This is a genomic window from Hongsoonwoonella zoysiae (assembly GCF_013266695.1).
GTDB lineage: Bacteria > Pseudomonadota > Alphaproteobacteria > Rhizobiales > Stappiaceae > Hongsoonwoonella > Hongsoonwoonella zoysiae.
This window is the reverse complement of sequence record NZ_JABRXF010000001.1, coordinates 1,177,309-1,202,013: the sequence shown is the minus strand read 5'-3', so window position 1 is coordinate 1,202,013 and position 24,705 is coordinate 1,177,309. Positions and strand designations below refer to the sequence as shown.

Genomic DNA, 24,705 nt, shown 5'->3' with positions numbered 1-24,705 from the left:
CCTCGCCTGATTTCGCCATCACCCGGAACTTCAATGCCGACCTCACCCGCCAAACCCGGGTGTTCCCGAGTTTGGAAGATAAATGGCGAAGTCGGAAACATCCGACTTCGCGGGGAGAAGGTGCGCACGCGGCCCCTCCTCTACCCGATATCAAGTGCAACAAATTGGGACACCGCGTAATTCAGGAGCATAAATGCCGACCGCAGGCTCCCTTACCTCTCCCTTGAAGGGAGAGAGCCGGGGTGAGGGTGAAAATAACTGGATCGACTTGACTGCAATCTGACATTGCATCGTCTCTGTCAGCATGAAACGCCCGATAAGCTTGGCGAAACGGCTGCGTCACGATCAGGCGGATGCCGAAGGGCGGCTTTGGTAACGCTTGCGAGACCGCTGGCTCAATGGCTGGAAATTCCGACGCCAGGTTCCGATAGACCGTTTCGTCATGGATTTCGCCTGTCATGAAGCACGGCTCGTCGTCGAGATCGATGTGGCGGCGGTCGGAATCGGCTGTTGATTTATATACTCTGACGTTACGTGGGCGCGGTTTACGTATCATGCGGGCGCGGGTGATAGGCAAGCTGTCGTTCGACCGCATCTTGCGAGAAGACGCCATTTCCGAAAATAACGTCGCCTGCGGCAAGCGTGAGCCCGCGCGCACGGCCCTGGCCTTTCAGCACGCCGCCGCGAAGATCGGGGTCGGGTTCGGTATGGGGCGCTCCGGCGCCGAGCACGCAATCCTGAACGGATATCGCCCCGAGGATCTGACTGCCCGAACCCAGCCTGCAACGCCCCATGACCGACGCGCCGGAATGATATCGCCCCCTGTCACCGATCTCGATAGATGCATCCGCCCGGTCGGCCTTTGCAAGAAAGCCCCCTTCGCCGAACTGGTTGTGCGAACCGATGACGACGCGGCCTGCTGCGGCGACGATCCGCGTGCCGGAGTGCAGGATATTGCCATCACCCAGTTTCAGCGTGCCCGCTTCGCCGCATTCCAGCGTGACATTCGGATAGATCACGTTTCCATGGCCGAGGCGTGCATTACGCGAAATCAGGGTGGAAAAGGGATCGAACAGGATAGTCCCCCCATCAATGAGAGCGGCTGTTTCCCCGATTTCGAGAAAGCCGAACTGCCTGCGAACGGCATCAAGCCGCGAAATCTCTTTGTCTGAAAACATTTTCCAAACCGCATGTTCATTTGCCGCGACCGATTGGTGCGCAGCATTGGCAGATGAGGCAAGCCGAATATTTACCGCATCGCGTCGACCAGCCAGAGCGACAGCCACGGCAGGGCGACGATGAGGGAAAGGCGAACGATATCGGCGATCCAGAAAGGCGTGACGCCCTTGAAGATCGTCTTGAGATGAACGCCTTCCAGCACGCTGCGCAGCACGAAGACGTTCAGGCCCACGGGCGGCGTTATCAGGCTGATTTCCGTTACCACCACCACGACGACGGCGAACCAGATCAACGCCGCTTCCGGATCCGCCAGCGCCTCTATCCCGAAATCGAGCTCATACATCAACGGATAGAACACCGGCACGGTGAGCAGGATCATCGACAGGCTTTCCAGCACGCAGCCGAGCAGCAGATAGATGACGATGATGGCGGCCATGACCACCCATGCGTTGAGGTCAAGATCGTAGACCAGACCCGACAGCGCATCGGGAAGGCCCGCGAAATTGATGAAATTCGTAAAGATTTCCGCGCCGATGATAAGGGCGAAGATCATCGCCGTGGCGCGCACGCTTTCAAGCACGGCACCGGCAAGCTCTCTCATCGGCAGGCGCCCGAAAAGAGCGGCAAGCGGGATGGCCGCGCCCGCGCCGATGCCGGCGGCCTCCGTCGGGGTGAAGAAGCCCCCGTAGATACCGACCATGATGACCGCGAAGAGAATGACGAGCGCCAGGACGCCGAGTCCGTCCCGCCGGGTGAGCGGCTCCGGCTGCGTATCGCGCGGCGCGAGCGCCGGGTTGAGACGGACGGCGACCTGAACCGCGGCGAGATAAAGCGCAAGGCCCAAAAGACCCGGCACGATGCCGGCGATGAAGAGCTTGCCGATGTCCGATTCCGTCAGCAGCCCGTAGATGATCATGATCACGCTCGGCGGTATGAGGATGCCGAGCGTGCCGCCGGCTGCGATCGAGCCTGCCGCGAGACTGTCCGCATAGCCGTATTTGCGCATGGAGGGCATTGCGACCTTGGACATGGTGGCAGCCGTGGCGAGCGAGGACCCGCAAACGGCGGAAAAGCCGCCGCAGGCGATGACGGAGGCCATGGCCAGCCCGCCGCGCATGCGTGCCGTCGCCCGGTTGGCCGCCGCATAAAGCCCGTGGCTGACGCCGGAACGGGCAAGCACGTTACCCATGAAGATGAAGAGCGGAACGACGGAAAGCGAATAGGAAAGACCGGCATCGAAAACGGCGGTGCCGACGAGCGAGAGCGACTGGTCCAGCCCGCGAAGATACGCAAAGCCGCCGAAACCGACCGCCGCCATGGCGAAAGCCACCGGCATTCGCGCGAAAATGAGAACGAGCAAAATGGCGAAACCGATCAGGGATTCCGTCATGCTTCAGGAAACTCCGAAAGCGGGGCGTCAGCCGGTTTGCGCATGCCGGCCCGCAAAGGCGGCGCCCAGCGCGAGTATGGCGCTGACGGCGCAGGAGAAGGAGGCGAGAAACGCAAGGGGGCTGAGCGGAAGCGACAGCGAATTGGTGACCGTGCCGTCCTCCGCGAGCCGCAGCCCGTGCACGAAAAGCCGCCAGGCAAAGATGGCAAGAATAGCCGCCGACAGAAAAGCCGTAAGCTTTGCCGCAAGCCCGGCGACGCGCCCGCCCGCGACGATCTCGAAGAGGTCCACCTCGACATGCTCTCCGCGCGACGTCGTCAAAGGAAGGGCGAGGAAGATGAGCGTGGCGAGGAAAACCTCCGTCAACTCGTAAGCGCCGCGCACCGGCGCGTTGAACCAGTAGCGCGCGACGACATCGATGCAGGTGAGGATCGTCAGCGAAAAGAGCATGGCGCCGGCGGCGGCACCCAACACGCGCTCGACCGCGCGCCAGAGCGCGCGGCCGTCACGACCATTCGAAACACCTGCGGACGCCATGCCGGTCAGTAGGTGGTGCCGGTGAGCTTGCGCATTTCGGAAAGCGCGGCCGCGCCGTCATAGCCCTGTTCGGACAATTTCGCCGCCCAGTCGGCCTCATGCTTCGCGGCGACTTCCTTCACCTTCGCGAGAACCGCGTCATTCGCCTCGTAGACTTCAATGTCGGTTTCGGAGACAAGCTCCCTGCCGCCGGCGTCCGCCTCGTCCCAGACAGCGCCCGCGCGCTCGGCGAAAGCTTCGCCCGAAAGCGCCTCGATCGCCGCCTTGTCCGCGTCGGAAAGCTCGTTCCACTTGGCCTCGTTCATGACGAGGAACCAGGAGGTGTTATAGAGCCCGCCGGGAACGCTCATCGAATATTTCAGATCGTCGGTGAGCTTGAAGGCCTTGAGCGCCTCCATGGGGAAGGTCACCCCGTCGATGACGCCGCGCGACAGCTTCTCATACACCTCGCCCGGGCCCATGAACTGCGTCGTCACGCCGAGGTCCTGGCAAAGGCCGGCGATATAGCCGCCCGGCGTGCGGATCTTCAGCCCTGCGAAATCTTCCGGACTTTCGATCTTGCGCTCATTGTTGTGAAAGAGACCGGGACCATGCGCGAACAGGCCGAGAAGCTTCACGCCCTCATGCTCCTTTTGCGCATCGAGCATGCCGGAATAAACCGTCCAATAGGCCTTGGAAACCTCCACCGCATTGTCGCCAAGGAAGGAAAACTGGCCGATCGCCGAACGCAGAAAACGGTCGTCCTTGGTAAAGGAATGAAGGCCGTAGGTAATGTCCGCGACACCGTCCTTGGCAAGGTCGTAATGCGCGGGCGGCGCACCGAGCGGCTTTGCGAGCACGCGCACGCTCACCCGGCCGTCCGTCGCCTGCTCGACATCACGCGCCCAGGGCTTCATGAGTTTTACGACGATCGGATGCTTCGGCGGCAGCCAGGACGACATGACAAGCTCGGTTTCCGCCCTTGCGGCAACAAGACCGAGACCAAGGCCAGCAGCGAGAAAGGCCAATCCGGCACGCGCCATGAAGCGTGAAATGCGCATCGTTTCCTCCCGATTACTTTCAGCAACGTTAGTTGCGACTGTAACTTTTCAGGAAACGACCCGGGCGTCAAGGGGAGCGGGAAAGCTCCCGCTCCGCCGGAGGGAACAAGGACCGGCTGCCGGCCGCCGCCGCGGATCAGGCCGCGAGGGGGTAAGCCTCTTCAACGAGATAGGGGCCACCGCCGACACTCGCCTTTGAGGAAAACAGCACGAACCGCCCGGCGACGAAGGGCGGGGCCCTGAAATCCCCCCGCTCGGCAAGCCAGCGCGCGGCTTCCTCGTTCGTCGTGCCCTTGAGGCGGGCAAGCGTGACATGCGGGATGTATTTGCGCCGCTCTCCGGTAAAGCCGAGGCGCTGGAGGATGCGCTCCTGCTCGCCCTGAAGCTCCTGCAGTTCCCGCAGCGGCTCCACCCGCCCCCAGATGGAATGCGGCTTGCCGTTGCCGAAGGAGCCCAGGCCGTCGATCCGCACCTCGAAGGAGCGCCGGCGGATACGGTCGAGCGCGTCCGCGACCTCATCGGCCATGCGGTCGTCGATATCGCCGATGAAGCGCAGGGTGACGTGATAATTTTCCGGATCGATCCAGCGCGCGCCCCTGAGGCCGCCGCGCAGAAGAGAAAGGAACTGGCCGGTCTCGGCCGGAATTTCCAGTCCGGTGAACAGTCGGGGCATGGGAAAATCCTCCGCTGTTGCTGAACATGACCATGAGGCTAGTAATTTTTACGTCGTGCAAGCGAAAATCGGATGATACTGAATTTCAAACATTATTTTGCCTTGCGGAGCGCTGCCGGCAGCCGGCGTTGGCGAAAGGGACGACAGGTGCGCGAAATTGATTCGATTTTTCGCCGGCGCCCCTGCCTCCTTGGCGTTCGGGCTTGATATTGGGGTCTGGACCCATGTAGCTAGCGAACGTTTACTGCCTGGTGTGAATTTTCAGCCGGAGATTTTACCGCTTGTACTTCCTAGACCGGTTTGCCGGCCCACCGACCAAATTCCATGAGAAAGCGGGAGAAGGATTTTTCATTCCCGTTCATCCCGAACCTTTCCGCGGGCCAAGGACGATACTGCGGCTTCTTTTGCAGGCGCGGCGCGACTTCCTCGGCATCTGGCGCAAGACGGAATACGAGGTCGGCTACCGGGAACTGAAGATCCTCGGCCGGCAGATCGTGCTCGTCAACGATCCCGACGGCGTGAAATACGTGATGGCGACGCGCCACGACAATTACGAGCGCAAATCGCCCCAGATGCGCCGGGCGCTGGAATTCCTGATCGGAGACGGGCTCTTCATCTCGGACGGCGAGACATGGAAACGCCGACGCCCGCTCGTCTCCGACATCGTCCACAAGAACCGGCTGCCGGTCTACGGCAAGGTGATGGAAAAGGTTGCCACCGAGATGGCGGAACGATGGTCACGCGCGCAAGCCGGACAGACCATCGACATGCTCAGTGAAATGGCAACGCTGACGGCGGAGATCATCACCCGCGCCGTCTTCGGCAAAGATCTGTCTCGGGAGGATGCGCGCCAGGTTACGGAAGGCTTCACCAGCTACCAGAGCCTGATCGACACGCTCAACATCGGCTACACGCTCGGCTTCGACGACGGGCTGCCGGTCAAGCGCACGAAAATGCTTCGCAAGGCGGTCGGGCGCGTACACGGCGTGATCGACCGGGTGATCGACGACCACCTGGAAGGACGCGGCGACCATGACGCCATGCTCGACCTTCTGATGCGCCGCCAGGAGAAGAACCCGGAACTGGGGCTCGACCGCTCGGCGCTCAGGAACGAGGCGGCGACGATCTTCATGGCGGGATACGAGACGACCGCGGCAACGCTTACCTGGGCGTGGTATCTGCTTGGCAATGCGCCATGGGCGGAAAATGCGATGCTGAAGGAACTGGCCGAGGTCTGCGGCGACCGGGCGCCGACGGTGGGCGACATCCCGAAGCTCGACTACGCGCGTGCGGTGGTGGAGGAGACGCTGAGGCTTTATCCTCCCGTCGCGATCTTTGCGCGGCAGGCACGGGAGGCCGATACGGTCGGCCCCTACAAGGTCAAGCCGGCATCGATCGTGATGGCCGTGCCATGGCTTTTGCATCGCACGCCCGGCCTTTGGGAAAAGCCCAACCACTTCATGCCCGAACGCTTCCTGAAAGGCCGGCCGGCGCCCTATAGCTATATTCCGTTCGCCGCCGGGCCGCGCATCTGCGCGGGGCTGCAATTCGGGCTGACGGAAGCCGTGCTCTGCCTCGCCACGTTCTTGCAGCGCTATCGCATACGCGTGGTGCAGGGCGCGAAGATCGAGCCCATGGCGCGGCTTTCGCTTCGCCCGCGCCACGGGCTTCCGGTTACGATCGAAAGGCGATAAGCCTTCAGGGCGTGGAGCGAATTCTTATCGATCGGGTGCCGTACACCCGATCGGAAAACGCTCACGGACAGGGGTTGCCGTGAAGCTGGTGGATTGCGTCGATGCGCGCCTCGATCTCTTGCGTGATCTCCAGCGAGGCGGCGCCGAGATCGACCTCAAGCTGGGCAAGCGAGGTGGCGCCCAGGATCACCGATGTCACGAAGGAACGCGAGCGGACGAAGGCTATGGCGAGCTGCGCCGGATCGACGCCGAGATCGGCCGCGAGATCCAGATAGGCGTTGATGGCCGCTTCCGCGCCCGGCTTCTCGTAACGCTGCAGCCGGTCGAACAGCGTCTTGCGCGCCCCCTTCGGCAGCGCCCCGTCGCGGTATTTGCCGGTCAGATAGCCTTGCGCCAGCGCGGAATAGGCGAGAAGGCCCACATCCTCGCGCCGTGAAACCTCGGCAAGGCCGGATTCGAACGTGCGGTTGACCAGCGAATAGGCATTCTGGATGGAGGCCACGCGCGGCAGGTTATTCGCCTCCGACGCCTTCAGGAAGGTCATTGTGCCCCAGGCGCTTTCGTTGGAAAGGCCAATATGGCGCACCTTGCCGGCCTTCACGAAATCGCCGAGCACTTCCAGGGTTTCGGAAATCGGCGTCTCGTCTTCAGCGGATACGGGATCCTTCCAGCGCGTGGGATTGGAGCCGAAGCCCGAGACCGTCCGGTCCGGCCAGTGAAGCTGGTAAAGGTCGATGTAATCCGTCTGAAGGCGCTTCAGGCTCTTGTCGACAGCCTCTTCGAGCTGCTTGCGGGTGAGACGGCCGGGCGAACCATCGTCGCGAAACCAGGTATTACCCGACCGGCCGATGGCCTTCGTCGCCAGCACGATGTCGGAGCGGTTCTTCCGCGCCTTCATCCAGGTGCCGATGATTTCTTCCGTGCGCCCTTGCGTTTCCGGCTTGGGCGGAATGGGGTAAAGCTCGGCGGCGTCGAACAGGTTGATGCCACGCTCCACGGCGAGATCCATCTGGGCATGGCCTTCGACCTCCGTGTTCTGTTCGCCGAAGGTCATCGTGCCAAGGCACAGGCTCGAGACCATGATGTCGGTGCGGCCAAGGCGGCGCTTTTCCATGAATACCTCAACTGGATGGGGAACGGCGCGAATGCGCTCGGAAAGGAATGGTGAATCCGGTGACTTTTAACCGGACCGGGCCCGATTATGAAGCCCTTGCCCGCGCGATAAGCGCCTCGACCTTCGGCAGGATGTTTTCCACGATGATGGCAACGCCCTTTCCCGTCGGGTGCAGCCCGTCGCCCTGAACGGTTTCGGGCGAGAGAGGTATGCCTTCCAGAAAATAGGGGTAGAGCAATGCGCCGTGCTTTTGCGCGACATCGGCGAAGACGGGATCGAAGGCTTGCGCGTATTCCTCCCCCAGATTGCGCGGCGCGCGGATGCCGGCGACGAGAACGGCGATGCCGCGCTGCTTCAGCCGGGCGACCATTTCATCGAGGTTTTTAAGCGTCGTTTCGGGGGGAAGCCCTCGAAGCGCGTCGTTTCCGCCAAGCTCGAGGATCACCGCATCGGCATCCTCCGGTACCGACCAGTCGAGACGGGCAAGGCCGCCTGTCGTCGTATCGCCGGAAACACCGGCATTCACCACTTCGACTGAATGGCCCTTCTCCTCCAGCGCCTTTTCAAGCTGAACGGGAAATGCCTCCGTCGCGGCGAGCCCATATCCCGCCGTCAGGCTGTCGCCGAAGGCCACGATCTTCACCGTGTCGGCTTTCGCCTCAAGCGAGAAGAGTGCGCCGAACACCAGCGCAAGGCCCAAAAAAAATGTAACGGATCGTATCAAGAGCGCTCTTCCTCTGGATCGCTTCGTTGCAACGCCCCATATCGAGAAGGATTTGTCCGGCGATGCGAAACGGGCGAATTGATTGCACACCGCTCGATCACGCGTCCACCCGCGGGGTTGCTTCGTAGATAATATAGAAATCCGGACTGGCGAGAGCATCCGCCAGGAAAACCAGACAACCGAAGGCCGCCTATGACGACCGATCCCGCCGCCAACTCCGTTATCTCGCTAAGACAGGTACACCTGAGCCTCGGCAGTGGCGCGGGCCGCGTGCATATCCTGAAAGGCATCGACCTCGACATCGAAAAGGGATGTTCCGTCGGCCTCGTCGGCCCTTCCGGCTCCGGCAAATCGACACTGCTGATGGTGATGGCCGGCCTTGAGCGCGCCGACAAGGGCGAAGTGATCGCGGCGGGCGAAACGCTGACGAAGCTCGACGAGGACCGGCTTGCGCGCTTTCGCGGGCGAAACGTCGGCATCATTTTCCAGTCGTTTCACCTTGTGCCCAATATGACAGCCCTTGAAAACGTGGCCGTACCGCTGGAGCTTGCGGGCGACCGGGCCGCCTTCACCAAGGCGCGCGCGGAACTTGAGGCCGTCGGCCTCGGCGAGAGGCTTTCCCACTACCCGACCCAGCTTTCCGGCGGCGAGCAGCAGCGCGTGGCCATTGCCCGCGCCCTTGTCGTCGAGCCGCAGATCCTGATCGCCGACGAGCCGACGGGAAACCTGGACGAAACCACCGGCGAGCAGATCGTGGAACTGATGTTCGAGGCGAGCGAGAAGCGCGGCATGACGCTGGTGCTCGTCACACACGACCTCACCCTCGCGAAGCGCTGCGACCGGGTGATCAGGGTGCGCTCCGGCGAGATCGAGCCGCTCGACCTTTCTCACGAACGGGAAAAGGCATGAAGCACATGGCAGGCTTCGTTCCGGGATCGGCCAACGGCGCATTCGCGCCGTCCTGGCGCCTCGCCTTCCGCTTCGCGCTGCGCGAATTGCGCGGCGGTATCCGCGGCTTTTACATCTTCATCGCCTGCATCGCGCTCGGCGTGGCGGCGATCGCGGGCGTAACCTCCGTCTCGCGCGCGCTGACCGAAGGCATCATCGCCGAAGGAACCACGATCCTTGGCGGCGACATTTCCTTCCGCCTCGTCCACCGGCAGGCGGAAGAAGACGAGCGCGCCTTTCTGGAGGGTTTCGGCGCGGTGAGCGAGGTCGCCACCATGCGGGCCATGGCCCGCATTCCAGAAACCACCGACCAGTCGCTCGTCGAACTGAAAGCCGTCGACAACGTCTATCCGCTTTACGGCGAGTTGCGCCTCGAGCGCGGCGGCAGCCTGGAAGACGCGCTTGCGAAAAAGGACGGCACCTGGGGCGCCGTGGTAGACCTTGCGCTGCTGGCAAGGCTCAAACTAAACGTGGGCGACGAGGTTTCCATCGGCCGCACGAAAGTGCGCATTGCCGACACGATCGCGGCGGAGCCCGACAAGCTTGACGGGGGGCTGGAGTTCGGCCCGCGCCTGATGATTTCCAATGAGGCGATCGGCGATACCGGCCTCGTGCAGCCGGGCAGCCTGGTCAGGTGGCACTACCGGCTGAAACTGCCGCCGGGCGCAAGCGAAGAACGCATCAAGGCGGTGTCGGAAGATGCTAGCGACGCCTTTCCCGAAGCGGGCTGGCGGATACGCTCGCGCGCGAACGCCGCGCCCGGCCTGCAGCGCAACATCAACCGCTTTTCCCAGTTCCTGACGCTGGTCGGCCTGACCGCACTCGTCGTCGGCGGCGTGGGCGTTGCCAATGCCGTGCGCTCCTTCCTTGAGAAAAAGCGCGGCGTGATCGCCACCTTCAAATGCATAGGTGCGGAAGGCGGATTCGTTTTCCGCGTCTATCTCATCCAGATCATGGCGCTCGCCGGGATCGGCATCGCCATCGGCCTTGTCATCGGCATGGTGATCCCTTTCGTCGCCTCGGGGTTTCTGTCAAGCGTGCTGCCGGTAGAGGCGGCGGCCGACGTCTTCCCCACCGAACTCGGGCTCGGCGTCGTCTACGGCTTCCTGACCGCGCTTGCCTTTGCACTCTGGCCGCTGGGGCGCGCCCACGACGTGCCGCCGCGCGCGCTCTTTCGCGACGATATCGGCAACGGGCGCAGGTTTCCGCGCAAGCGCTATATGTTCGCGACCGCCGTCACCGTCGCGGTGCTGGCGGCAATCGCCGTCTGGCTTTCGGCGGACAAGCGCATCGCGCTCGTCTATGTGGGGGCGACGGCGGGGGCCTTCGTTCTGCTCGTCCTCGTCGCCAGGGCCATCATGTGGGGCGCGCGCCGCCTGCCGCACGTCCGCTCGACGGAACTGAGGCTTGCCATCGGCAATATCCACCGGCCCGGCGCACTGACACCTTCCGTCGTGCTTTCGCTTGGCCTCGGGCTTTCGCTGCTGGTGGCCCTCGCGCTGATCGACGGCAACCTGCGCCGCGAACTGGGGCAGACGATCGCCCGCGAAGCGCCGAGCTTCTTCTTCATCGACATTCAGAACAGCGAAAAGGACGCTTTCGACGCCTTCCTCACAGAGGCCGCCTCCGATGCCGCGATAGAGACCGCGCCGATGCTGCGCGGGCGGATTACCGCGGTCAACGACGTGCCGAGCGAGGAAATCAAGGCTCCGCCAGACGGCGCATGGGCGCTGCGCGGCGACCGTGGCATCACCTATGCCGCCGAAATTCCGGAAAACTCCACGCTGGTGGCAGGCGACTGGTGGGCGGAAGATTATTCCGGCAAATCGCTCGTCTCCTTCGAGGACGGCGTGGCCGAAGCGCTGGAACTCGGGATCGGCGACACGGTGACCGTCAACGTGCTCGGACGCTCCATCACGGCGGAAATTGCCAATCTGCGCCGGGTGGACTGGGAATCGCTTGCGATCAACTTCGTCATGGTGTTCTCGCCGAACACCTTCGCAGGCGCGCCGCACGCCCATCTCGCCACCGTGACATGGGACGGGGACGTTTCCACGGAAAAGGAAATCGCGCTCCTGAAGAAGGCGACAGCCGCCTTCCCGACCGTGACGGCGGTGCGCGTGAAAGACGCCATCGAGCAGGTGAACGCGCTCGTCGCGCAGCTTGCCTGGGCGATCCGGGGGGCAGCCTCCGTCACGCTGATCGCGAGCGTGCTGGTGCTGGCGGGCGCGCTGGCCGCCGGGCACAGCCACCGCATCTATGACGCCGTCATCCTGAAAACGCTTGGCGCGACGCGCGGGCGGCTGATCGCGGCCTACGCTTACGAATACGCAATTCTGGGGCTTGCGACCGCCATATTCGGCGTGATCGCGGGCGCGCTTGCGGCAGGCTATGTCGTGACCCAGGTGATGGGCGGAAGCTTCGTCTTCCTGCCGGCGACGGCGACGAGTGCGGCGATCATCGCGCTTATCCTCACGGTAGGCTTCGGGCTCATCGGCACGTGGCGCGTGCTCGGCGAAAAGCCTGCGCCGGTCTTGCGAAATCTTTGAGGGCAAGCACTCCACCTGGACGGCTGCATGCTGCCGCATTAGGCTCGCCGGCGAACCAATCACCGTCCAATTGCCATGACCGGAGAGCCCCGAAAAATGTCGAACCTGGCCAATGAATTGGCAACCGAGATCACGGGGCGGTGTTATTGCGGTGCAACGCAAATCCGCGCGACGCGGAAACCCACGGCTGTCGCCTATTGCCACTGCACCGACTGCAGGCGAGCGACGGGCGCACCTGTCGCGGCATTCGCGGCATTCGATGAAACGGCAGTAACGTTCGATCCCAACGAGGGGCGCAGCGTGAACCCGAACCCGGGAGTAACGCGGACGTTTTGCGCGACCTGTGGTTCTACGCTCGCGGGGCGTTACGCGTATTTACCGGGGCAAGTTTACATAGCGCTTGGCCTTCTCGATCAGGCGGACGACCTCCCCCCGCAACTTCACGCCCACGAAGCAAAGCGCCTCAAGTGGCTCCACATCGACGACGATCTCGAACGCATCGCGGCAAGCTCGCGTTCTCAACTCCTGAATTCAACGGATTAGCGGCAAAAGAGAGCGCTGCAGGTTGCGAACGCCTCGAACCATTAACGCTGGCACGAATATCCCGCTATAATGACCGAATGTTAATGTTCGCCGGTGTTTTTTGCGCCTTGTAAGATGCCGGAAACACGCCATATCTTAGCTGACCTGTGCAAAACACGGGCGTAAGGCGCCGTTTGGGCGCTTGCCAGAGTTCACAAAGAGAGGAAATCGATGTCGACCTTCGACCGCAACCAGAACGTTCGGTATGCCACGGCCGGCACGCGCGCCGAGGCCGGCGTCTATGACGAAGGCCTGCGCTCCTACATGCTCGGCGTCTACAATTACATGGCGCTGGGTCTTGCCATCACGGGCCTGATGGCAATGGGCACCGTCTATTTTGCCATCGACCAGGCGACCGGCGGCCTGACCGCCTTCGGCCAGGCGATCTATCTGAGCCCGCTGAAGTGGGTCGTCATCCTCGCGCCGCTGGCGATGGTGTTCTTCCTGAGTTTCAAGATCCAGTCGATGAGCGCATCGACCGCGCAGACGACCTTCTGGGTCTACGCCGCGCTCATGGGCCTGTCGCTTTCGTCGATCTTCCTGGTCTACACGGGCGGGTCTATCGCGCGGGTGTTCTTCATCTCTGCCGCCGCCTTCGGCTCGCTCAGCCTCTTCGGCTACACGACGAAGAAGGATCTTTCCGGCTGGGGTTCGTTCCTGTTCATGGGCCTCATCGGCATCATCCTCGCGTCGCTGGTGAACCTGTTCCTTGGCTCTTCGGCACTTCAGTTCGCGATCTCGGTGATCGGCGTGCTCGTGTTCGCAGGGCTGACCGCCTATGACACGCAGCAGATCAAGGAAATGTACTACGCCGGCGACAGCGGCGAAGTTGCGACGAAGAAGTCGGTCATGGGCGCGCTGCGCCTCTACCTCGACTTCATCAACCTCTTCCTGATGCTGCTTTCGCTGTTCGGCAACCGCGAATAAGCGGGGGAGTCATCAGGGCAAAAAGAAAGGCGCGGGATCACCCCGCGCCTTTTTCGTATCCGGTGTTTTCGGCCCTGTGCCTTGCGCTCACTTTTCCCGATTCTGGCGGGTGGCGGCCAGATAGTCGATCTCGAAAAGCTTCGGATTGGTCGGCCCGTTGACAGTGGTGTTGTAGATCGCGACCGACGTGTCGAGCCCTTGCGCGTCCGTCACCGTCCACTGTTTCAGTTCCGTCGACTTCGCGTCGAAGATCAGCGTCAGCTTGCCCGAGCCGAAGGTGGAATCGTCGTTGATGACGACGGTGACGAGATCCGGCTCCACGGACACATGCGTGACCTGGGCGTTCTTCAAAAGGTTGATCTTGTCGGCCAGCAGGAACCTGAGCGGCGTCTCGTTCAAGGGCCAGATGTCCTGGGTCGCCAGCTTGCGGTCCTTCACCGAGACCGACTTGCCGTCGGCGATGATGTCGATCTTCGCCGGAGGATTGTAGTAAAAGCGGATCTTGCCCGGACGGGCGAGATAGAACTTGCCTTCCGCGCGCTCCCCGTTCGGCCCGAACTGAATGAAATCTCCGTGCATGGTCTTCACGGAGTTGAAGTACTTGTTGATCTCGCCAAGCGTTTCCTGCTTTTCCGCGCTCAGCTCCACCGCCGCCTCGCCTGGCATGGGCGCCAGTACCGGACCGGCAAGGACACCGCAGACGAGCGCTGTTCCGAGAAGGCGTTTGATCGAACGGTGTGCGGTCGTCATTTGCATAAACTCCGAGGAATCGATTTGCCGCCGGCTAACAGCGGGATGTGGCGATGATGCGGCACGCTTTCCACGCCCCTCGTATTGAGATGATAACCGCGGGGCTTCGCGTCAATAGTCTTCCGCGCTTGCGCCCGGCACGAGGATCTCTCGCTTGCCGGCATGGTTGGCCGGCCCGACGACACCTTCCTGCTCCATCCGCTCGATGATCGAGGCGGCGCGATTATATCCGATCGAGAGCCTGCGCTGGATATAGGATGTGGAGGCCTTCTTGTCGCGCAGCACGATGGCGACCGCCTTGTCGTAAAGGTCGTTGCCGTCGTCCCCGCCGCCGGCAAGCGCGTCGAAAGCGCTTTCGCCCTGCTCGTCCTCTTCCGTTACGGCTTCGAGATAACGTGGCGTCGCCTGCGCTTTCAGGTGGGCGACGATCTGCTCCACCTCGTCGTCGGTGACGAAGGGGCCGTGCACGCGCTGGATGCGCCCGCCGCCCGCCATGAAGAGCATGTCGCCTTGACCCAGAAGCTGCTCCGCGCCCTGCTCGCCAAGGATCGTGCGGCTGTCGATCTTCGACGTCACCTGGAATGAGATGCGGGTCGGGAAATTCGCCTTGATCGTGCCGGTGATGACGTCGACCGACGGGCGTTGCGTCGCCATGATGAGGTGGATGCCGGCGGCGCGCGCCATCTGCGCGAGGCGCTGGATCGCGCCCTCGATATCCTTGCCCGCGACCATCATCAGGTCGGCCATCTCATCGACGATGACGACGATATAGGGCATCGGCTCGAGCGGCAGCTCCTCGTCCTCGAAGATCGGCTCACCCGTTTCGCGGTCGAAGCCGGTCTGGACGGTGCGGGTGAATTTCTCGCCTTTCTTCAAGGCCTGGGCGACGCGCGTGTTGAAGCCGTCAATGTTGCGCACGCCCATCTTCGACATCTTCTTGTAGCGCTCCTCCATCTCCCGCACCGTCCATTTGAGCGCGACAACCGCCTTCTTCGGGTCGGTGACGACTGGGGTGAGAAGATGGGGAATGCCGTCATAGACGGAAAGCTCCAGCATCTTCGGGTCGATCATGATGAGTTTGCACTGGTCCGGATCGAGCCGGTAAAGCAGCGACAGGATCATCGTGTTGATCGACACCGACTTGCCAGAACCGGTGGTGCCGGCGACGAGCAGATGCGGCATGCGGGCGAGATCGGCGATCACCGGTTCGCCATTGATGGTCTTGCCGAGGCCGAGCGCCAGTTTCGCCCGAGATTTCTCGAAATCCTGGGCGGCCAGCAGCTCACGAAGATAGACCGTTTCGCGGCGCTGGTTCGGAAGCTCGATGCCGATGGCGTTCTTGCCGGGAATGACGGCGACGCGCGCGGAAATGGCGCTCATGGAGCGGGCGATATCATCCGCAAGGCCGATGACCCGCGAGGACTTGATGCCGGGCGCGGGCTCAAGCTCGTAAAGGGTGACGACCGGGCCGGGGCGCACCTCCATGATCTCGCCGCGCACGCCGAAATCCTCCAGCACGCCTTCCAGGATGCGTGCGTTCTGCTCCAACGCATCCGTGCTGATGGCGGCCGCCTTCGAGCCGGCCTTCGGCTCCGCAAGCAGCCGCAGGGGCGGAAGCTCGTAAGCTTCCGGACTGCCCAGAAGCGAGGGCTGGGCTTCGGCCGCCATCCGCTTTCCGGGCCTGAGTTTCGGCGCCGGCGGCACGACACGACCCGCCGGCTCACCCGGCTGAGAGGTGGCGGTCCTGCCTTCCGGCGGGGCTATGCCGACCGGCATGGGGCGCTGCGGTTCGTCCGCTTCACCCGGCTCGTCCCAATCCTCTTCGTCGTCGAAATCGTCCACGGCGGGAAGGGCCATGCGCGGCAGGCGACGGTTCTTGTCGTCGCGCGGAAAAAGCGCGTCCAGGCCATCGTCCTCACGCGGGTGCAGCCAGTCGGACAGGCGCTTGCGCATGGACCGGCGCGGCATGTGGTCCTCGAAATCGGAAGCGGCGCCTTCTACGCCGTCCTCCTCCGTTTCATCCCAATCCTCAAGCGGAGCATATTCCCGCCGGCTCTTGCGCCCGGCAAGGCGCCTGAGCACCGCCCTGCCATGAAGCGTGAAATGGGTGACTGCCCCCATGAAGGCGGAAAGCCGGCCGCCGTCGTCTTCGTCGTAGTCCTCGTCATCGTCGTCATAGGGCGTGCCGAGGTCGGGAAGCTTGCGCGCCTCGCGCACGGGATCCTGACCGAGCCAGCCGGCGGAGCGCAGCATGAGAAGAAGCGCGGGCACGCCAAGGCCGAGCGAGCCGACGATGGTCGCCATGCCGCTTGTCAACGAATCGGTGACGAGCGCCGGCGCGGAATGCACGAAATCGCCCATGAAGCCGCCAAGGCCGGTCGGCAGCGGCCAGCCGTCCGGCACGGGCAAGGCTGCGAGGCTGCCGGCGGCAAGCAGCGTGCCGATGACCCAGGAAACGACGCGCCGGCGCGCGATGCGGTGCGCGCGGCCCGTCATCAACCGCCAGCCCCAAAGCACCACCGGCAGCAGGAAGACGGCCGTGGCAAGACCTATCGACTGCATGAGGAGGTCTGCGAAGACAGCGCCGGGACGCCCGAGCGCATTGCGCACCGGCTCATCCGTCGCGTGATTGAGGCTCGGGTCGCTGACCGTCCATGTGGCGAGCGCGGCGGCAAGGGCGGCGGCAATCGCGATCAGCGAAAGGCCGATTGCGCCGATCATGTTCCGCTTCACGAAGCGGCGCAGCGGGCTTGTCGTATCTTCCAGGTCGACCGGAACGTTTCGCCCGGGCCGCATGGCGGTCGTGCGCCTCATGCCGATCCTCCCAGATAGTCCGCTATCCTCGAAAGTCCGTCGTCAATCGTCTCGCGATCCTCGACCAGGGCGATGCGGATGAAGTCCGCTCCCGGGTTTTCACCGCCGCGCTCCGCCGCAAGATAAGCGCCGGGCAGAACCTTGACCCCCGCCTTTTCCCAAAGCGCCTTGGTGACCTCGATGCCGCCGCCCCAGCGCTTCACGTCGAGCCAGAGGAAGAAGCCGGCATCCGGCGTCACGGGACCACCCATAACAGAGGCGAGACGACGCTCCGCGATCTCGAATTTTTCGTTATAGAGCCTGCGGTTTTCCTCCACATGCGCTTCATCGCCAAAGGCGCGCACGGCGACCGCCTGCGCAGGCATAGGCACCTGGGGGGCGGCGAGGCCGCGAAACTTCACCCAGCGTGCGAGGAATTCCGGATCTCCGGCGGCGAATCCGCAACGAAGGCCCGCAAGGTTCGAGCGTTTCGACAGAGAATTCAGCGAAATGACACGCGAAAAGCCTTCGCCCATGGAATGCGCGGCCTGCAAAATGCCCGGCGGCGGAGAGGCGCGGTAAATCTCCGAATAGCACTCGTCGGCGAAGATGAAGAAATCATGCTTGCGGGCGAGGTCGATCAGCTTGCGGTAGGTCTCAAGCGAGGCTACCGCCCCTTCGGGATTGGACGGCGATGCGTAGATGAAGGCGACCGTGCGCTCAAGCAGGCTTTCGTCAAGCGAACCGATATCCGGCAGGAAACCCTGTTCAGGCGTCGCGTCGAGGAGCACCGCTTCCGCGCCGGCGATATGGGCGGATGCCGCATAGGTCTGGTAAAAGGGATTCGGGAACAGAACCGCCGGGCGCTCATGCGTCTTGCCAAGCTGGTCTCGCGCGGCGATGGCCGAAAAGGAAAGCCCCTCACGCGAGCCATTGAGGGGAAGCACACCGGATTTTCGGTCGATCGCGCCACCAAGCCCGTAACGCCGGTCAAGCCAATCCGCCACGGCTGCGCGAAACTCCGGCGTGCCGTCGATTGGCGGATATCGGCGGAAGTCCGCCAGATTTTCCTGCAAGATCGGGCCGACGAATTCGGGAATAGCGTGACGCGGCTCGCCGATCGTCATGACGATCGGCGCTTTCGCGGGCTCCACGCCCTCAAGCAGCGCGGCAAGGCGCTGAAAGGGGTTGGCCGACGGCAGCGCGCTGGAAGACGGGGCTTTGACGGTTGGCTGGGCGGACATCAACGACCGGGACTCATTACTCTGAACGAAGCTATTGCGCATGCAAGGCTAGCGGTGCTTGGTAAATCTCCCATTAACCAAGCATGGACAATTCGCTTCGCCGGCAACGGTCAGAAATCGATCGCGAGTCCCTTGATTTCCCAATCCTCGTATCGGACCGGATCAAGACCGCCGCGGCCGCCGACCTCGCCGTTCATGGCGTTGTGCCGCTCGTCGATCTCCTTGCGCCGCGCCTCGGCTTCCTTGAGCGCGCGCTGAGCGGCGGGCGGAAGATCCTCGAACTTCCTGCGCCCGGCTTCGCCGCCCACCTCCGATGCCGTGTCGCCGCCGGATTCAGGTGGATTCAGCTCTTGCTCGGTCATCTCATTCCCGTCTGTCATCATTCGTGGGCCGGACGGCTGATTCCCGCTCGCGAAACCTTGCACGCCGGCCTCTTCTTCCCAACATATAGGATCGATATAGCCAAGGGCACCCGGATTCCAGAAGATGAACTATTTCCGTACAGCGCTCCTTCTTGCCGCCCTGACCGCGCTTTTCATGGGCATCGGCTTCATGATCGGCGGCCAGTCGGGCATGGTCATCGCGTTCGTCATCGCAGCCGGCATGAACGTCTTCAGCTACTGGAATGCCGACAAGATGGTGCTGAGGATGCACCATGCGGTGGAGGTTGACGAGCGGCAGGCACCGGAGTTCTACAACCTCGTGCGCGAACTTGCCGCCAACGCGGGCCTGCCGATGCCGAAGGTCTATATCATCGACAATCCGCAGCCGAATGCCTTCGCGACCGGCAGAAACCCCGAAAACGCTGCAGTTGCGGCGACAACCGGCCTTTTGAACATGCTGACGCGCGAGGAAGTGGCGGGCGTGATGGCGCATGAGCTTGCCCACGTGAAGAACCACGACACGCTTATCATGACCATCACCGCGACGATTGCCGGTGCGATATCGATGCTTGCCAATTTTGCCTTCTTCTTCGGAGGTTCGCGCGACAACAACAACCCGTTCGGCTTCATTGGCGTACTGGTGGCGGCCATCGTCGCGCCGCTTGCCGCGATGCTCGTCCAGATGGCGATCTCGCGCACCCGCGAATATGCCGCCGACCGCATGGGAGCGATGATCTGCGGTCAGCCGATGTGGCTCGCCTCCGCCTTGAACAAGATCGCCGGCGGGGTGAAGCACATCCATAACGAAGATGCCGAGCGCAATCCGGCGACCGCGCATATGTTCATCGTCAACCCGCTGTCGGGCGAGCGGATGGACAATCTTTTCTCCACCCACCCGAACACGAACAACCGGATCGCGGCGCTGCAGAACCTGGCGCAGGAGATGGGCGGCGGCGGCGCACCCCGACGCGGGTCTCAGCATGGGCCGTGGGGCGGCGCGCGATCCGACCCGCCGCGCAGGCGCGGCCCCTGGGGATAGGCGCTGGAGGGCGCGCCCTCTTTGCGGGATTGACAATTCCGCCGCGCGCACCGATGGAAGCGGGCCCGATCGATGGTAATGTGACCGATCGGGCGACTGCCCAACGGACAGAGCGAGAACGAATTGACCAACAGGAAAAAAGGCGCGCCGAAGCCCTCCGGCAAATCCGGCGGCGCGGGTGTACCGGGCATGGCCGCACGCAAGGCGGCAAGCGATATTCTGGGCCGCGTGACCGGCAAGGGCCGCCCGCTCGACCAGGAAGTGGACCCGCTGAACGGACATGCCGGCTTCAAGGCGCTGGATACGCGCGACCGCGCGCTGGTTCGCGCGATCCTCGGCACGGCGTTGCGCCGCCGGGGGCAGATCACCGCCATTCTCGCGGCATTGCTGGAACGGCCGATCCCGGAGAAGACGGGCGTCGTCGAAAATCTCCTGCACGTCGGCCTTGCGCAGATCCTGTTCATGGACGTGCCCGACCACGCCGCGGTCGATATTGCCGTGACGATGTGCGAAAGGGACCGCCGCTGCGTTCCGTACAAGGGGTTGGTGAATGCCGTCCTGCGCCGCGCGGCGCGCGAAAAGGCGGATATTCTCGAAAGCTTCGGCAAGCCGGAACTGGCCGCGCCCGAGTGGCTGTTCAACCGCTGGCGCGCGGCCTATGGCGAGGAGACGGCGATAGCGATTGCCGCCATGCATCTGCTGGAACCGAACCTTGACCTCACAACGAAGGAGGATGCCGACGGCTGGGCGCAAAGGCTGGGCGGAACGCGGATCGGCAAGACCACGGTGCGCCTTTCCGACCATTCCGGCCCGATTGACGAGCTTGAGGGCTTTTCCGACGGCGCGTGGTGGGTGCAGGATGCCGCGGCAAGCCTGCCTGCGCTTCTTCTCGGCGATATCGCGGGCAAGCGCGTCGGCGATCTTTGCGCGGCACCTGGCGGCAAGACCGCGCAGCTTGCCGCCATGGGCGCCGATGTTACTGCCATCGATATTTCCGCAAGCAGGCTGAAGCGGCTGGAGCGCAATCTCTCTCGCCTCGGCCTGAAGGCCGCGATCGTGGCAACGGACCTTCGCTACTTCACGCCGGACGAACCCTATGAGGCGATCCTGCTGGATGCGCCCTGCTCGGCAACCGGAACGATTCGCCGGCATCCCGACGTCGCCTGGGCGAAGACGCCGATGGATATCGAAATGCTCGCCGCCGTCCAGGAAGATCTTCTCGCCCGCGCCTTCACCTGGCTGAAGCCTGGCGGGACCATGGTCTTCTGCACCTGTTCCCTGGAACCGGAAGAAGGCGAAAGGCGGATCGAAGCCTTTCTGAATGCCACGCCGGACGCACGGCGCATCCCCGTCGAACCGGCGGAAATCGGCGGGATAGAGGGAGCCATCACCCCGGATGGCGACCTCAGGACGCTGCCCTCGCTCCTGCCCGCTGAGCCGCCGGAGCATGGCGGCCTCGACGGGTTCTTCGCCGCACGTATCGGCAAAGCCGCGGGATGAAGGCAAGGAACTTCCTGAAATTTTGGTAACCGACTGCTAACGTTAATGTTTACATATTAAAGCACTTCAACGGCGTAGAAGGGTCGGCATCAGACGTGGTGTCGCAGGCGAGGGGGCTTAGGAAAGGCATGGCGTTCGGAGCGGTTTCCGAACAGGCGCGCGTGTGGCGGCTGCTTGCCCATTCCGCATGGCAGTCGGGCCTGCGCTGGCTCCACGGTGGGCCCATGTTCCGTTGGCAGCCCTTCTCGCCGACGCCCTCGCGCCTGCTTATCGCACCGCAAGACCTGCGCACCGCCGATTCCACCAATGCCGCCGATATTTACGCCGGACGCTTCCTCTTCGCCGGCTATCTGGTTGAAACCGGCGGCAGGTCTCCCTTCGAGGTCGAGCCGCCGTCCGACGACTGGTCGCGCGCACTGCACGGTTTCGGCTGGCTGCGGCACATGCGCGCGGCAAACACCAATGTCGCAAGGCAGAACGCGCGTGCGCTCGTCGACGACTGGATCAAGTCCTGCGGGCGCTGGCACCCTGTCGGCTGGGAAGAGCCTGTCGTCGCCCGGCGAATTCTTTCCTGGCTATCGCAGTCGCCGCTGATCCTTGAAGGCTGCGACCGCGATTTCTACCGCCGCTTCCTGCGCTCCATCGCCCGGCAGGTGCGCTACCTGCGCAAGACGATCAACGAAACGCATGACGGCGTGCCGCGCCTGACGGTGGCGATCGCCATTGCCGCGGCAACGGTGTGCATGGCGGGCCAGAACCGTTTCGTGCGACAAAGCCTGCGCCGGCTCGACCAGGAGCTTGCCCGTCAGATCCTTGCCGACGGCGGGCATATCTCGCGCAATCCGGCGGCACTCGTCGAAATCCTGGTCGATCTGCTTCCCGTTCGACAGGCGCTCAGCATGCAGGGCCTTCCGGCCCCGCAGAACGTGATGACGGCGATCGACCGGATGATGCCGATGATCCGCTTCTTCCGCCACGGGGACGGGGCGTTCGCGCATTTCAACGGCTGTGGCTCGACCGCCGCCGATATTCTGGCCACCATCCTCGCCTATGACGATGCCCGCGGCGCAGCGCCCGTCAACGCGCCGCATTCGGGCTACCAGCGTCTGACCGGCGGCGACACGGTCGTTTTGATAGAAACCGGCAAACCCCCGCCGATTTCCGTAAGCGACCGCGCGCACGCAGGCTGCCTTTCCATCGAAATCTCCTCGCGCCGCAACAGGCTGATCATCAACTGCGGCGTTTCCGGCATCTCGCGCGGGCGCTGGAGCGCGGTCGCAAGATCATCCGCCGCCCACTCCACCGCGATTATCGAGGACACTTCTTCGGCGAGGTTCCTGAGCGGGCGCTATTCCGGCCGCTGGCTCGGCGCGCCGATCATTTCCGGACCGACGAACGTGCCGGTCGCCCGCGAGGAAAGCGAAGCAGGCACCCGCGTCGCCGCCAGCCATAACGGCTATCAGGAGCGCTTCCGCATCGTCCATGAACGCGACATCACGCTGTCCGGCGACGGCACGGTGATCGACGGCATCGACCGGTTCAAGCCGACGAGCACGCTCGGCAACGAGGATGCCTATGCCGTCCGCTTCCATCTCCATCCGCAGGTGAAGGCGAGCCTGACCCGCGCGGGCACCGCCGTCCTACTTGTCTGCCCCGACGGGGAGGCGTGGGAATTCGTCGCCCCGCATGCGGAAATGGCGATCGAGGAATCGATTTACCTGTCGGATGTCTACAGCCACCGCCGCACGGAACAGATCGTGCTGTTCGGCCGGGCGAAGACGGAACCCGAAACGCGCTGGCAGCTTCGCCGCACGGCAACCCCCAAAACGGTGAGAAAGCGCGTCGGCGAAAGCGCCGCTCCCGAACTGGACCTCTGACGCCGCTGCGCATGCCGGCAATTGATTGCCGCGACGGCCCTTTCTCCCTTTGCCGCCTTCCAGTTTCAACGCGATCATGTTAGCAGGCTCGCGTATATTCCCCGTTTGCAAACCTGTGAGGCTCAAGACCATGGCCGTGGTGTCGAAACACGTCCCCGTTCCCGAACTCGTTGCCGTAAAACGCGCGCTTTTGTCCGTTTCGGACAAGACGGGTCTCGTCGATTTCGCGAAGGCGCTTGCCGGACGCGGCGTGGAGCTGATCTCCACCGGCGGTACGCGCGCGGCGCTTCAGGAAGCCGGGCTCGACGTCCTCGACGTTTCAGACGTCACGGGCTTTCCCGAGATCATGGACGGGCGGGTAAAGACGCTGCATCCGGGGGTTCACGGCGGGCTGCTCGCCATCCGCGACGATGCCGAACACGCAAAAGCCATGAAGCAGCACGCGATCGCCGGGATCGACCTTCTGTGCGTCAACCTCTACCCCTTCGAGGAAACGGTCGCCAAGGGCGCTGACTACGCGACAGGTGTTGAGAATATCGATATCGGCGGCCCGGCGATGACGCGCGCGGGCGCCAAGAACCACGCCTATGTCACCGTCGTCAGCGATCCTTCCGACTATGCTTCGGTGGTCGAGGCACTGCAGGCGAACGGCGGCAGCATACCGCTCAACCTTCGCAAGACGCTCGCGCAGAAGGCTTTTGCCAGGACGGCAGCCTATGATGCCGCCGTTTCCAATTGGCTCGCCTCCGAAATCGGCGCAGAGACCACGGACTACCGCGCAATCGGCGGCAAGCTGGCCGAGGTGATGCGCTACGGCGAAAACCCGCATCAGTCCGCAGGTTTCTACGTAACGGGCGAAAGGCGCGCGGGCGTTGCGACCGCCCGCCAGCTCCAGGGCAAGACGCTTTCCTACAACAACATCAACGACACGGATGCCGCCTTCGAGCTCGTATCCGAATTCGACCCCGCCCGCACGAAGGCCGTTGCGATCATAAAACACGCCAACCCCTGCGGCGTGGCGGAGGGCGCAAGCCTGACCGAGGCTTACCGCAAGGCGCTTCTTTGCGACCCGGTCTCCGCCTTTGGCGGCATCGTCGCGTTGAACGACACGCTCGACGCCGAAGCTGCGGAGGAAATCGTCAAGACCTTCACCGAAGTGATCATAGCGCCCGACGTCTCCGACGAAGCCGCGACGCTCATCGCCGCGAAAAAGAACCTGCGCCTGCTTGTCACGGGCGGTGTGGCGGACCCGCGCGCGCCGGGCCTTGCGGTGAAGACCGTTGCCGGCGGGCTTTTGGTACAGTCGCGCGACAACGGCGTCGTCGACGATCTCGACCTCAGGGTCGTGACGAAACGCGCGCCGAGCGAACGGGAAATGGCCGATCTGCGCTTCGCCTTCCGCGTCGCCAAGCACGTGAAGTCGAACGCCATCGTCTATGCGAAAGATGGCGCGACGGTCGGCGTGGGGGCCGGACAGATGAGCCGCATCGACAGCGCGCGGATCGCCGCCCGTAAGGCGCAGGACGCAGCAGAAGCAGCGAACCTCGCCGAGCCGCTGACCAAGGATTGCGTGGTCGCTTCCGACGCCTTCTTCCCCTTCGCCGACGGGCTTCTGTCGGCAGCGGAGGCAGGAGCGACGGCGGTCATCCAGCCAGGCGGTTCCATGCGCGACGACGAGGTGATCAAGGCCGCCGACGAGGCCGGCCTTGCCATGGTCTTCACCGGCATGCGCCACTTCCGGCACTGATCCGGTTCCAGGTTT

General features: G+C 63.4%; 21 protein-coding genes. 10 read left to right on the top strand and 11 right to left on the bottom strand.

Annotation, left to right across the window (positions count from 1 at the left end; all coding sequences use genetic code 11):
* The first annotated feature begins 379 nt into the window (after nucleotides 1-379).
* Nucleotides 380-514: an endonuclease domain-containing protein gene (locus tag HPQ64_RS20360; RefSeq protein WP_246270308.1), complete on the top strand. Its 135-nt coding sequence runs from the start codon at nucleotides 380-382 to the stop codon at nucleotides 512-514.
* Nucleotides 515-545: 31 nt separating this feature from the next.
* Here HPQ64_RS20360 and HPQ64_RS05635 read toward each other — a convergent pair whose 3' ends face one another.
* The 5 genes from HPQ64_RS05635 to thpR all read right to left on the bottom strand — a co-directional run bounded on the left by HPQ64_RS05635 (nucleotide 546) and on the right by thpR (nucleotide 4,819).
* Complete coding sequence (locus HPQ64_RS05635; RefSeq protein ID WP_172887354.1) at nucleotides 546-1,178, bottom strand: LbetaH domain-containing protein; 633 nt, start codon at nucleotides 1,176-1,178, stop codon at nucleotides 546-548.
* 71 nt (nucleotides 1,179-1,249) lie between these two features.
* On the bottom strand, nucleotides 1,250-2,569 hold the full coding sequence (locus tag HPQ64_RS05630) for a TRAP transporter large permease (protein WP_172887353.1): 1,320 nt from the start codon (nucleotides 2,567-2,569) through the stop codon (nucleotides 1,250-1,252).
* 27 nt (nucleotides 2,570-2,596) lie between these two features.
* Nucleotides 2,597-3,106, bottom strand: coding sequence for a TRAP transporter small permease (locus tag HPQ64_RS05625; RefSeq protein ID WP_172887352.1), 510 nt, complete (start codon nucleotides 3,104-3,106; stop codon nucleotides 2,597-2,599).
* 5 nt (nucleotides 3,107-3,111) lie between these two features.
* The gene (locus tag HPQ64_RS05620; RefSeq protein ID WP_246270306.1) at nucleotides 3,112-4,146 is read right to left on the bottom strand and encodes a TRAP transporter substrate-binding protein; all 1,035 of its coding nucleotides are present in this window, start codon (nucleotides 4,144-4,146) and stop codon (nucleotides 3,112-3,114) included.
* A gap of 136 nt (nucleotides 4,147-4,282) precedes the next feature.
* The gene (thpR, locus tag HPQ64_RS05615) at nucleotides 4,283-4,819 is read right to left on the bottom strand and encodes an RNA 2',3'-cyclic phosphodiesterase (RefSeq protein ID WP_172887351.1); all 537 of its coding nucleotides are present in this window, start codon (nucleotides 4,817-4,819) and stop codon (nucleotides 4,283-4,285) included.
* 281 nt (nucleotides 4,820-5,100) lie between these two features.
* On the opposite strand from thpR, the gene HPQ64_RS05610 reads away from it, so the two are divergent.
* Entirely contained in the window at nucleotides 5,101-6,513 is a 1,413-nt protein-coding gene (locus HPQ64_RS05610) for a cytochrome P450 (RefSeq protein ID WP_172887350.1), read from the top strand.
* Nucleotides 6,514-6,574: 61 nt separating this feature from the next.
* Here the strand turns inward: HPQ64_RS05610 and HPQ64_RS05605 are convergent, their stop codons facing one another.
* Together HPQ64_RS05605 and HPQ64_RS05600 are read right to left on the bottom strand one after the other, a co-directional pair.
* Nucleotides 6,575-7,627, bottom strand: coding sequence for an aldo/keto reductase (locus HPQ64_RS05605; RefSeq protein WP_172887349.1), 1,053 nt, complete (start codon nucleotides 7,625-7,627; stop codon nucleotides 6,575-6,577).
* Between the two features lie 85 nt (nucleotides 7,628-7,712).
* The gene (locus tag HPQ64_RS05600; protein ID WP_246270305.1) at nucleotides 7,713-8,351 is read right to left on the bottom strand and encodes an arylesterase; all 639 of its coding nucleotides are present in this window, start codon (nucleotides 8,349-8,351) and stop codon (nucleotides 7,713-7,715) included.
* Nucleotides 8,352-8,543: 192 nt separating this feature from the next.
* Between HPQ64_RS05600 and HPQ64_RS05595 the strand changes: the two genes are divergently transcribed.
* From HPQ64_RS05595 to HPQ64_RS05580, 4 genes are all read left to right on the top strand, one after another.
* Nucleotides 8,544-9,260: an ABC transporter ATP-binding protein gene (locus tag HPQ64_RS05595; protein WP_172887347.1), complete on the top strand. Its 717-nt coding sequence runs from the start codon at nucleotides 8,544-8,546 to the stop codon at nucleotides 9,258-9,260.
* Between the two features lie 5 nt (nucleotides 9,261-9,265).
* Nucleotides 9,266-11,848, top strand: a complete 2,583-nt coding sequence (locus HPQ64_RS05590) for an ABC transporter permease (protein ID WP_172888527.1) — start codon at nucleotides 9,266-9,268, stop codon at nucleotides 11,846-11,848.
* A gap of 96 nt (nucleotides 11,849-11,944) precedes the next feature.
* The gene (locus HPQ64_RS05585; protein WP_172887346.1) at nucleotides 11,945-12,391 is read left to right on the top strand and encodes a GFA family protein; all 447 of its coding nucleotides are present in this window, start codon (nucleotides 11,945-11,947) and stop codon (nucleotides 12,389-12,391) included.
* 210 nt (nucleotides 12,392-12,601) lie between these two features.
* Nucleotides 12,602-13,357 carry a Bax inhibitor-1/YccA family protein gene (locus tag HPQ64_RS05580; protein ID WP_172887345.1) on the top strand — a complete coding sequence of 252 codons (756 nt, stop codon included), beginning with the start codon at nucleotides 12,602-12,604 and terminating at the stop codon, nucleotides 13,355-13,357.
* Between the two features lie 87 nt (nucleotides 13,358-13,444).
* Here HPQ64_RS05580 and HPQ64_RS05575 read toward each other — a convergent pair whose 3' ends face one another.
* The 4 genes from HPQ64_RS05575 to HPQ64_RS05560 all read right to left on the bottom strand — a co-directional run bounded on the left by HPQ64_RS05575 (nucleotide 13,445) and on the right by HPQ64_RS05560 (nucleotide 18,506).
* On the bottom strand, nucleotides 13,445-14,107 hold the full coding sequence (locus HPQ64_RS05575) for an outer-membrane lipoprotein carrier protein LolA (RefSeq protein ID WP_172887344.1): 663 nt from the start codon (nucleotides 14,105-14,107) through the stop codon (nucleotides 13,445-13,447).
* A 111-nt stretch (nucleotides 14,108-14,218) separates the two neighbouring features.
* Nucleotides 14,219-16,921, bottom strand: a complete 2,703-nt coding sequence (locus tag HPQ64_RS05570; protein WP_172887343.1) for an FtsK/SpoIIIE family DNA translocase — start codon at nucleotides 16,919-16,921, stop codon at nucleotides 14,219-14,221.
* Complete coding sequence (locus tag HPQ64_RS05565; RefSeq protein WP_172887342.1) at nucleotides 16,918-18,144, bottom strand: aminotransferase class I/II-fold pyridoxal phosphate-dependent enzyme; 1,227 nt, start codon at nucleotides 18,142-18,144, stop codon at nucleotides 16,918-16,920. The genes HPQ64_RS05570 and HPQ64_RS05565 overlap by 4 nt, the downstream gene beginning before the upstream one ends.
* A 110-nt stretch (nucleotides 18,145-18,254) precedes the next feature.
* Nucleotides 18,255-18,506 (bottom strand): DUF1674 domain-containing protein, encoded by a 252-nt coding sequence (locus HPQ64_RS05560; RefSeq protein ID WP_172887341.1) that lies wholly within the window; start codon nucleotides 18,504-18,506, stop codon nucleotides 18,255-18,257.
* Nucleotides 18,507-18,630: 124 nt separating this feature from the next.
* On the opposite strand from HPQ64_RS05560, the gene htpX reads away from it, so the two are divergent.
* From htpX to purH, 4 genes are all read left to right on the top strand, one after another.
* The gene (gene htpX, locus HPQ64_RS05555; protein WP_172887340.1) at nucleotides 18,631-19,566 is read left to right on the top strand and encodes a zinc metalloprotease HtpX; all 936 of its coding nucleotides are present in this window, start codon (nucleotides 18,631-18,633) and stop codon (nucleotides 19,564-19,566) included.
* Between the two features lie 123 nt (nucleotides 19,567-19,689).
* A complete protein-coding gene (locus tag HPQ64_RS05550; RefSeq protein ID WP_246270304.1) occupies nucleotides 19,690-21,066 on the top strand; it encodes an RsmB/NOP family class I SAM-dependent RNA methyltransferase in 1,377 nt (458 codons plus the stop codon).
* Nucleotides 21,067-21,194: 128 nt separating this feature from the next.
* Nucleotides 21,195-22,943: a heparinase II/III family protein gene (locus tag HPQ64_RS05545; protein WP_172887339.1), complete on the top strand. Its 1,749-nt coding sequence runs from the start codon at nucleotides 21,195-21,197 to the stop codon at nucleotides 22,941-22,943.
* A 130-nt stretch (nucleotides 22,944-23,073) separates the two neighbouring features.
* Entirely contained in the window at nucleotides 23,074-24,690 is a 1,617-nt protein-coding gene (gene purH, locus HPQ64_RS05540) for a bifunctional phosphoribosylaminoimidazolecarboxamide formyltransferase/IMP cyclohydrolase (protein ID WP_172887338.1), read from the top strand.
* Nucleotides 24,691-24,705 lie beyond the last annotated feature (15 nt).